Source organism: Pseudomonas sp. FFUP_PS_473, assembly GCF_002858665.1.
Classification (GTDB): Bacteria; Pseudomonadota; Gammaproteobacteria; order Pseudomonadales; family Pseudomonadaceae; genus Aquipseudomonas; species Aquipseudomonas defluvii.
The window spans coordinates 1-8847 of sequence record NZ_PJQQ01000063.1; the positions used below are offsets into that span (position 1 = coordinate 1).

At 59.6% G+C, this 8847-nt stretch carries 7 protein-coding genes; all 7 read right to left on the reverse strand.

What is annotated here, in order from left to right:
- Nucleotides 1–597: 597 nt before the first annotated feature.
- A complete protein-coding gene (gene recR / locus CYD26_RS24180; protein ID WP_065760962.1) occupies nucleotides 598–1200 on the reverse strand; it encodes a recombination mediator RecR in 603 nt (200 codons plus the stop codon).
- A 99-nt stretch (nucleotides 1201–1299) separates the two neighbouring features.
- On the reverse strand, nucleotides 1300–2028 hold the full coding sequence (locus CYD26_RS24185) for a pilus assembly protein (RefSeq protein ID WP_102053861.1): 729 nt from the start codon (nucleotides 2026–2028) through the stop codon (nucleotides 1300–1302).
- Between the two features lie 206 nt (nucleotides 2029–2234).
- The gene (locus tag CYD26_RS24190; RefSeq protein ID WP_102053862.1) at nucleotides 2235–2693 is read right to left on the reverse strand and encodes a CS1 type fimbrial major subunit; all 459 of its coding nucleotides are present in this window, start codon (nucleotides 2691–2693) and stop codon (nucleotides 2235–2237) included.
- 100 nt (nucleotides 2694–2793) lie between these two features.
- Nucleotides 2794–3534 (reverse strand): molecular chaperone, encoded by a 741-nt coding sequence (locus CYD26_RS24195; RefSeq protein WP_256587581.1) that lies wholly within the window; start codon nucleotides 3532–3534, stop codon nucleotides 2794–2796.
- Between the two features lie 39 nt (nucleotides 3535–3573).
- Entirely contained in the window at nucleotides 3574–4788 is a 1215-nt protein-coding gene (locus CYD26_RS25065; protein ID WP_145991823.1) for a hypothetical protein, read from the reverse strand.
- 31 nt (nucleotides 4789–4819) lie between these two features.
- A complete protein-coding gene (locus CYD26_RS24205) occupies nucleotides 4820–7357 on the reverse strand; it encodes a CS1-pili formation C-terminal domain-containing protein (protein ID WP_102053863.1) in 2538 nt (845 codons plus the stop codon).
- 169 nt (nucleotides 7358–7526) lie between these two features.
- Nucleotides 7527–7991, reverse strand: a complete 465-nt coding sequence (locus CYD26_RS24210) for a CS1 type fimbrial major subunit (RefSeq protein ID WP_099773970.1) — start codon at nucleotides 7989–7991, stop codon at nucleotides 7527–7529.
- Nucleotides 7992–8847: the final 856 nt, after the last annotated feature.

An 8847-nucleotide genomic window follows, 5' to 3' on the forward strand; every position in this document is an offset into this window, starting at 1 on the left:
TCGCGGGCAAGACCCGCTCCTACAGCGCGAGCCGTGTTGGAGCTGGCTTGCCTGCGATGGCCTCGGTGGGGTGCCAGTGAGTTCGCGGCGTTTGCATCGCGGGCAAGCCCGGCTCCTACAGGTTGCACTTTCTGTTGGAGCTGGCTTGCCTGCGATGGCCTCGGCGCGGTGCCAGTGGGTACGCGGCGTTTGCATCGCGGGCAAGCCCGGCTCCTACAGCTGGCGCGGGCTCTGTTGGAGCTGGCTTGCCTGCGATGGCGTCGGTGGAGTATCCGCGAGTACGCGGCGTTTGCATCGCGGGCAAGACCCGCTCCTACAGCGCGAGCCGTGTTGGAGCTGGCTTGCCTGCGATGGCCTCGGTGGGGTGCCAGCGAGTTCGCGGCGTCTGTATCGCGGGCAAGACCCAATCCCACAGCTGGCGCGGGCTCTCTTGGAGCAGGCTTGCCTGCGATGGCGTCGGTGGGGTGCCAGTGAGTGCGCGGCGTCCGTATCGCGGGCAAGCCCGGCTCCTACAGGTTGCGCGGGCCCTGTTGGAGCTGGCTTGCCTGCGATGGCCTCGGCGCGGTGTCTGTGAGTGCGATGCTTTTCGTACAGCGACTAAAGCGAGATTGGTTTACGCCCGGCGAAAGAATGCGCCAAGGTACCGCCGTCGACCAGTTCCAGCTCACCACCCAGCGGCACGCCATGGGCAATGCGCGATGCGACGACGCCTTTGTCAGCCAGCAACTGGGCGATGTAATGAGCAGTCGCCTCCCCTTCCACCGTCGGGTTGGTGGCCAGGATCACTTCACGCACGCTGCTCTGCTCGGCAATGCGGGCCATCAACTGCGGGATGCCGATAGCCTCAGGGCCCAAACCGTCGAGCGGCGACAAGTGCCCCTTGAGCACAAAGTAACGCCCCCGATAACCGGTCTGCTCCACCGCATACACGTCCATCGGCCCTTCAACCACACACAGCAGGCTGTCGTCACGACGCGGGTCGGCACATTGTGGGCAGAGCTCTTGCTCGGTCAGGGTTCGGCATTGGCGGCAATGCCCAACCCCATCCATGGCCTGGCTTAGTGCCAGCGCCAAGCGCGCACCGCCACTGCGGTCACGCTCCAGCAAGTGCAGCGCCATACGCTGCGCCGTTTTCTGGCCGACACCCGGCAAGGTACGCAAGGCGTCGATCAACTGTCGGATGAGTGGGCTGAAGCTCATGGGAAAAGGCCTGAACGCGACTAAACGCGGTTTATACCCGGCTGCCGGGGTGGCGTCAAATCCACGGCAACGCCCCCCGCCACCCTGCCCAAGGGTTACTTAGCGTTCGATTTCGGTCTTTTTCTCGCCTTCGATCAGGTCGAAGGCATAGCTGCGCCCGCCGGTTTTATCGAACTCAAGCACAGCCCCTGGCAGCAAACGGTGCACAACAGCCGAGGCGCAGTTCTTGCCCTTGCTTTCACAGGCACGGAAACGGTCGAGTTCCACGGTGGCGTTACCATTGTTACGCACCACCAGCTTGCCCTGGTGCTCATCCATATCAACCTTGAACTGGGTGTTCGTTGGGCGTACGTAGAACAGCGAACCGAAACCCGCCATGACCTGCACACCGGCTTCCAGGCTGTCCTTGTAGTCCTTGGCACCGTCGGCATTCACCTCAAAGCCATCACCAACCTCAGGCACCACGGGGTTGAAGCGCAGGCGGTAGTAACGCTCGCGGTCGCGCTCACCCCGGTACAGCAAACGCACCGACTGCATGCCAGAGGCCGGGATAATCAAACGAGCGGGGCTTACCACCAGTGAGCGGCTGGCACTGTCCTGGCCATCGAGGGACACTTCACGGAACTTGCCGTCTGGCCCACGCACCAGCTCCCAGACGCTGACCTTGACGAACGCCGTGGAAGTGCCGCCATTGTAGATACGCTTGACCTGAGTGGTCTTGGAGGCATCGAGATAATCGTTCAGGGCGCCGATGTTCAGGCGTGGCATCGCTTGGGCAGCCCAGGGTTGCAACAACAGCGCAGCGGCAATGATCAGTAGTTTTTTCATGGCATAAACCCTTGTTAATGGTATTTGGAAACAACCAACTAACCGGCATGCAATGATCCCTAACCGGCGAGGCAGATTCTTCCAAACAAACAGCCGCGGACATACCGGGCTATTCCGCTAGAGGTGTAGGACTATTCCTACCAAGGGCACTACCAAAGACACTGCCAAACCACACATTCCACGCTCAGCACCCGGCGCCACATCACTCACAAGGGTGTTTCAAAGATCAGATTGACAAATCCCTGATACTGGCCGGGCGCATAGGGCCCGTCAGCGGCAGAGATCTGCACCGGCATGTACGCCTGCACGCTGCTGTCGGCGGCCGAAAGCACCTCTTGAGCGATCAGGTTCAGCTCTCTGCCGTTCACCTTCACAGTGAGCGGAATTGAATCCGAACCACTGGTAATCACCGGCTGCTGGACCAACCTGGCCTGGATGCCCCCCGAAACGCTCTTGGCGATATAGCGCTTGGTCAACGGTCGCAGGCGCTGCTGCATCACGTTATAGCTCAGCGCCTGGCTGCGCTGGTCCCAACCGCCTTCGGCTTGGACATAAAACTCCTGCGACGGAACCTGAACAATGACCTCAACCTGTTTCCGAATATCCACTGCCATTGCACTGCCCGCGACGAGCAATGCTAACGGGATAGCCAAGTACTTTTTCATATTAGGCTCGCTAAAAAATTCTCAGATACAGGCCCGACAATGCCAACGCACCTGGGCTTACCTGCCCAAGGCCGCCGCATAGCCTGCCAACAACACACACTCAGCCTTTAAGCGCGTAGGGTTTAAGGGCCTCGCCTTCGCGCAGTTCGAACTGGTACGTGCGCCCGGCCTGCTTGGTGAACTCACGCACCTTCCCGGGCCGCACATGGTAGGTATACGGGGCAGTACACTGCTCGCCCTTGCTGTCACAGTCCTTGAACGACTCCAACACCACCGACGCCGTACCGTTGTTACGCACCCGGAACATACGCGGCTGGTCATCCAGCACCGTGGCATAGCGGACGTTACGCGGTGCCACCAGCAGTACCGTGCCAAAGCCCTTGAGCACACTGACGTCCGCCGCAAGGGTTTTCTGGTACTGGGCCGCTTCTTCTTTACTCAGGGCAAACTCATCCTCGCCTTTGGGCAACACCGGCTTGAAGCGCAGACGAAAGTAGCGCTCCACCGTCCGGTCACCGCGAAACAGCAGGCGTACGTTCTGCATACCCTGGGCCGGAATGATCAACCGCGAAGGCGTTGCCACCAGCGCCCGTTGCCCGCTGTCCTGGCCATCCAGCGGGGTTTCCTTGACCTTATCGTCGTGATCGAAATGCATCTCGGCCACCGACACGCTGACAAAGGCCGTTGAGCTGCCGATGTTGTTCAAGCGCTTTTGCATCGTGCTGCGCTCTGCGCCCAGGTAGTCATACAACGTGCCGACGTAAAGCTCGGGCATGGCCTGCGCCACACAGGCCTGGCCAAGCAGCAGCGCTGCCCACAACTGACGTTTGATCATTGCCATTACGCTCCTCTTGAGCCGCCTCACCTCGCACCCCAGGTGCTAGAGCAAGGCATCGAACACCACCGTGACATTCCCACGGTACGTGTCTCCCGGGTGTTGCACCATCGCTGCCGCTTCACCAGGGGCCGTCGCAAAATGTAGCGCCCCGGGCTGGTTGAACACCGGCGTCACCGTCTCGACACGCAGCGGCATCGTGCGCCCGGTCGGGATCGGGTGGCGCTCTACCGCCTGGCCGTTATGGAGCTGAAGCCCCCCGGGCAGCGACATTTTTATATCCAACGCAGCAATGTGATTATTGCGGGGGTTTCGAACACCACATAAGAGGCCGACTGGGTACTCACATTCCATAAAAACAGACATCGGCCCGGTTTTGGTAATCCGGAACGGCAGGTCGCGCACCAACTTCTCGGGCGCAGGCCCGCCATTCAGCCAGCGCATCCAGCCACCTGGCGGCTCGAGGATCACCTTGTCGGAGTTGGCCGGGAACTGCAGTTCGAAGGCGTGTTGTACATCGAGTACAAAGTTAAGTGTCACGGTAGAAGGCGGGTTGCCCGAGACGCCATTACCCAGGCCAATATCCCCTGGCTGCCCGTTGCTGCCAACACTGAATTGAATTTGCCCCTCATAGATACCGGCACCCATGGCAAGGGGGTTGGGTGTCGTCAGCGTATAGCCGATAGAAAACTCAGTAACCGGCGAGTTTACTTCCCCTCCCGCAGGCCCCCAATCAGATGTTGAGTGGCATGGCGTCGGATTCTCAGGATTATTTACACGCCAAAGCAAGCGCCCCCAAGCAGCATTACCGTTCACAACAATATAAGTACACCCCCCAGATATATAGGGAGTGTAGACTGGCGAAGGAAGCTCAGCAGTACCTCCATCGACACGGGCACTAAAATTAGTTACTGAGAAATTCAACGCATGCGTTTCACTGGAAGCAGTATTTCTAACTTGAAAGTCTACTGCCCCAGGCAGAGAAACATAGAATTGATCTAACATATCAGGCGCAAGCCTGAAATTTTTCTTAACATAATCAATACCCAGCCCTACCGAATAATTATCGGCCGAACACTCAGGCCTGTGCGGCCAAGCATTACAAAATCCACTAATAGGTGTCGTATTCTTAAACCGCGTATTCGTAGTAGAAGGCCGATACTCCGCCGTAATCGTCACCTCGGATGCCAACGCGGCCTCGGCGCCCCCCAGCAAGGCCAGCGAAAGCGCCGCCAGGCGCATTGTTTTCATCGGTTTCATACCGACCTCTCCATCGTCGTTGTCGTCAAGGTTAGCCACGCTTGGCGCTTGGCGCCTTGGCGGGCTCTGCCGCTGCCAGCCGCTCGGGCGTGCAGGTCTGGTCGCCGACCAGCAACACATCGTGCTCACGCTCGTAGCGGTCTTTGTCCAGGCGCAGGAAGCACTGCTGGCCACCTTTGTGCCGCACTTCCAGCGTAGGCGTGGATTCGCTCATTTCCACCGAGAAGAACCCATCGGCCTCACTGACACTGCGGCTGGCATGGTTGATCACCATCGCGCCACGCAGCGGCTCGCCGCTCTTGTCGAGCAACCGACCGATCACAGTCACGGTGCGCATGATCCGCACTTTCTGGTACGCCACACCGCCCTTGTTCAGGTGGTAGCTGGCCGAGGCCGGCTGGATTACCGCCGCAGGCGCCGCATCGCCGTTGAAGTCGAACTGCAGGTTGCCGGATTTGTACGCCGACACCGGGACCAGGTTGCGTCCCGGCTTGAGGGTGCTGGCCAAGCCCTGTTGGTCGTAAGCCTGCATTTCCAGGTCGGTGAAGTCGGACTCGACATCCACCACCATCGCCGACTGTATCAGGCCGGTGTCGCCGGTCATGGCCACAGCGCCGCCGCCAATGCCCACGGTGCTTTGCAGGTTCAGGCCGCCACTCAGTTCGTTGTTGAACGATGAGGTTTGCAGGTGGGCAGAACCGGACATCGCACGGCCCTGCAGCTCTGCACTGGAACCAACGCCCACGCCGAAGCTGTCGGCGTTGAGGGTACCGGTCACGCTGCGCAGCACGCCGTGGTCGAGTTGCTGCTGATAGCTGAGCGAGGCGTTGTGCTCGCGGCTGCCGTCACGGCCAGTGCGGCTGCCAAGGCTGCCATAGGCACGGCTGCCATCGCTGCCCAGGCTCATGGTCAGGCTGACATCGACGCCGCGGTTACGCGCCCCACCGCTGCTGGCACTGCCGGGGCGGTCGAACACCGAGAAACGCCAGGTCGCATCCGAACCCATGACCATGCCACGGCGCACCCAGGACAAGTCGACACCCACACCCGAGTTGGCACCCGTGCTGTGGTTAACCCGCAGGTTGGCGCTGTTCTTGTCGTCCAGGCGCTGCTGCAGGCTGAGCGAATTCTGTTGCGTTTCACGCACTTCACGCTTGGCACGGCTGTTCAGGCGGTCTACCGAGTTACCGGTGGTGGTCTCTATCCAGGAACGGCTGTGGCTGAGGACCACGCTGCCGCCTTTGTGGGCATAGATGCTTTGCAGGTCGTAGCCATTGCCCTGGTTTTCGGTGTGATGCAGGTTACCGTACAGCTTGACGTTGTCTTTGATGTCCCAATCCAGCGAGGTGCCGTACTGCATGGCGTCGTTGACGCGCTCGGTAGAAAGCCCCAGCACGGCACGTGGGTGCAGCAGGTAGTTGGCCATCACCCCGGCGCCCAGGCTTTTCGCCCGGTCATCCTGCCAATTGCTCAACAGGTCCTGGCTTTGCCCCAGGTAGGCGTTGTAGCGCCAGCGCTGATCGGGGTTCGACCAGTTGCGTGGCTTGTACACGAACTCTTCGCTACGCGAGGTGATCTCGCCATCTTCAATCAGGCGCACTTCCACTTCATAGATACCCCCCGGCAGGCTGCGCGTGTCGAGAGTTTGCAGGCCTGGTTGCACGGCCTGGGTGTAAATCAACGAGCCATCACGGTACACCTCGACCGTCGCCGGGCGGTTGGGCGTGACGTAGATCGGGGTGGTGCTGGCCTGGCCGTCATTGATCACCAGGCTGTCGTTCGAGCCGAACATGAACCCTACGATGCCCTCCGGGCGACTGCCCAGGGTGTTCGGCTGACGGGTAAGCCCTTGAGCGCTCGGGGCAAAGTAGCCCAAACGGTAGAACCGGTCATCGACCAGGCGGTCGGCGTGCAGGTCACTGACCCGGTAGCGTTGCATCTGGCCGCCGGTACCCGAACTGCGGTCCACCTGGCCACGGGCCGTGGTGGTCCACTGCCCTACACTGCCTACACCTTCCAGGGTGTAGGTGCCATGCACGTCGCGCTCACCGCCGGAAAGGTTCAACTGGTTGCGCAGCAGCACGCCGTGGCTGCCCTGCTCGGGCAAGGCATGAAAACGCGCCAGGCTGGCATCACGCTCGGCGGCCTGGGTCAGAATCGACAGCTGCGAGTTGGCCAGGCTGTAATGCAGGGCCAAAAGGCCATTGGCGCATTTTTTGGTGCAATCGCCCAACGGCTGCGGTTCGTTCAAAGTGGCCAACCACTGTTGTAACACCTGCGCCGAAACCTCCGACTCGTGGGTATCGGTGTACTCAAGCAGTTGAACCTTCTCGTCACGGCTGAGTACCAGCATGGCTTCTGCCATGAAACGGCCGTCGAGGTCGACCCGTACGGCCAGGGGTACATCAAAGAAATGATCACGAAACTCCGCCGGCAGGCCCTGGGCCTGGGTCAGCAGCGAGATTGCGCTCGAGGGCTGCTGGTTGGCCTGAGCCGTACCCAGCCCAATGCTCAATGCACCGGCAAGTGCAAGCGCTAACAAACTTTTGGCGTACGGAAAAGTTGTCATGATCATCTCTCGGGCAATAAGTCCCCGGCTCGCGCAAAAACAAGCGCGAACAATTAAAGATGGGGAGGTTTAAACGGGAAAAGCGCAACAGCAGCCTGGGGGCACGAAGGGGAACACAATACCCCCAGGCATTCAAACTAGAGACGGTGTAGCGGTTACAGCTAGAACATCAAGGATCCGGAGTTTCAAACGTCATATTGATAGTGCCGCTGTAGTTACCAGGCTGATATGGACCGGGCTGGGCAGCAACTTTGAACCCCACGATCGATTCTGTAGCGGCAGCGGTAGCCGGGATAACTTCCGCACTGGTAGTAGTCAGTCTGATGCCGTTAAACTCAACATCAAGGAGAATGGCGTCTGCGCCGCTGTTGATTTGCGGCACACCGTCGAGTTTGGCGCTAATGGCACCCGTGGTGCTCTTGGCAACATAACGCTGCTGGACTGGCGTCAAAGTTTGCGTAACTGCGTTATAAGGCAATGCTTGAGGGGCAGTATCCCAACCCGTGTCGGCCTCAACATAGAATGCATCGGTTGGAATATTAGCAGTGATATCAACCGTCTTGCTTTTCGTATCAACAGCAAAGGCGCTGCCAGCAACGAGCATGGCGAAAGGAACAACCAGGAACTTCTTCATATGAACTCCACAGGGAATTTCGAGAAACAATGGGTTTGATGCAATCGACAGCCTTACATAAGCAAGTTTCTGTCTATGGCTTACAGCGCTATCTGTCAGACATTCATCACTGCTAACCAATGCGCACAGTATGGCGATTGCTTTACACGCAAGATGTAGGTACTAAGCTCAGAAAATGTAGGAATATTCTTACTAAAGCCCGCGATAAGCGCATAAGCCGTGACTACACCTTTGTAGGAGCAGGCCTTGCCTACGATAGGATCAGTGGGGTATCAGCACGCACGCAGCGCCTGCCACACTTGTTGGCAACACGGTCACTCTGTAGGAGCAAGGCTTGCCTGCGATGGCTTCGGTGGGGTTTCAGTGAGTCCGTGGTGCCTGCATCGGGGGCAAGCGCGGTTTTTGTTGGAGCTGGCTTGCCTGCGATGGCGTCGGTGGGGTGCCAGCGAGTGCGCGGCGTTTGCATCGCGGGCAAGCCCGGCTCCTACAGGCTAGCGCGGGCTCTGTTGGAGCTGGCTTGCCTGCGATGGCGTCGGTGGGGTGTCCGTGAGTGCGCGGCGTTTGTATCGCGGGCAAGCCCGGCTCCTACAGCTGGCGCGGGGTCTGTTGGAGCTGGCTTGCCTGCGATGGCGTCGGTGGGGTCTCAGCGAGTACGCGGCGCTTGCATCGCGGGCAAGCCCGGCTCCTACAGGCTAGCGCGGGCTCTGTTGGAGCTGGCTTGCCTGCGATGGCTTCGGTGGGGTGTCAGTGAGTGCGCGGCGTTTGCATCGCGGGCAAGACTGAACTGGTCAAGTAAAAGTGGACACCGCTTTAGGTTTCACGCCGCCAGTTTCTCCATGGCTACAGGCGACAGATA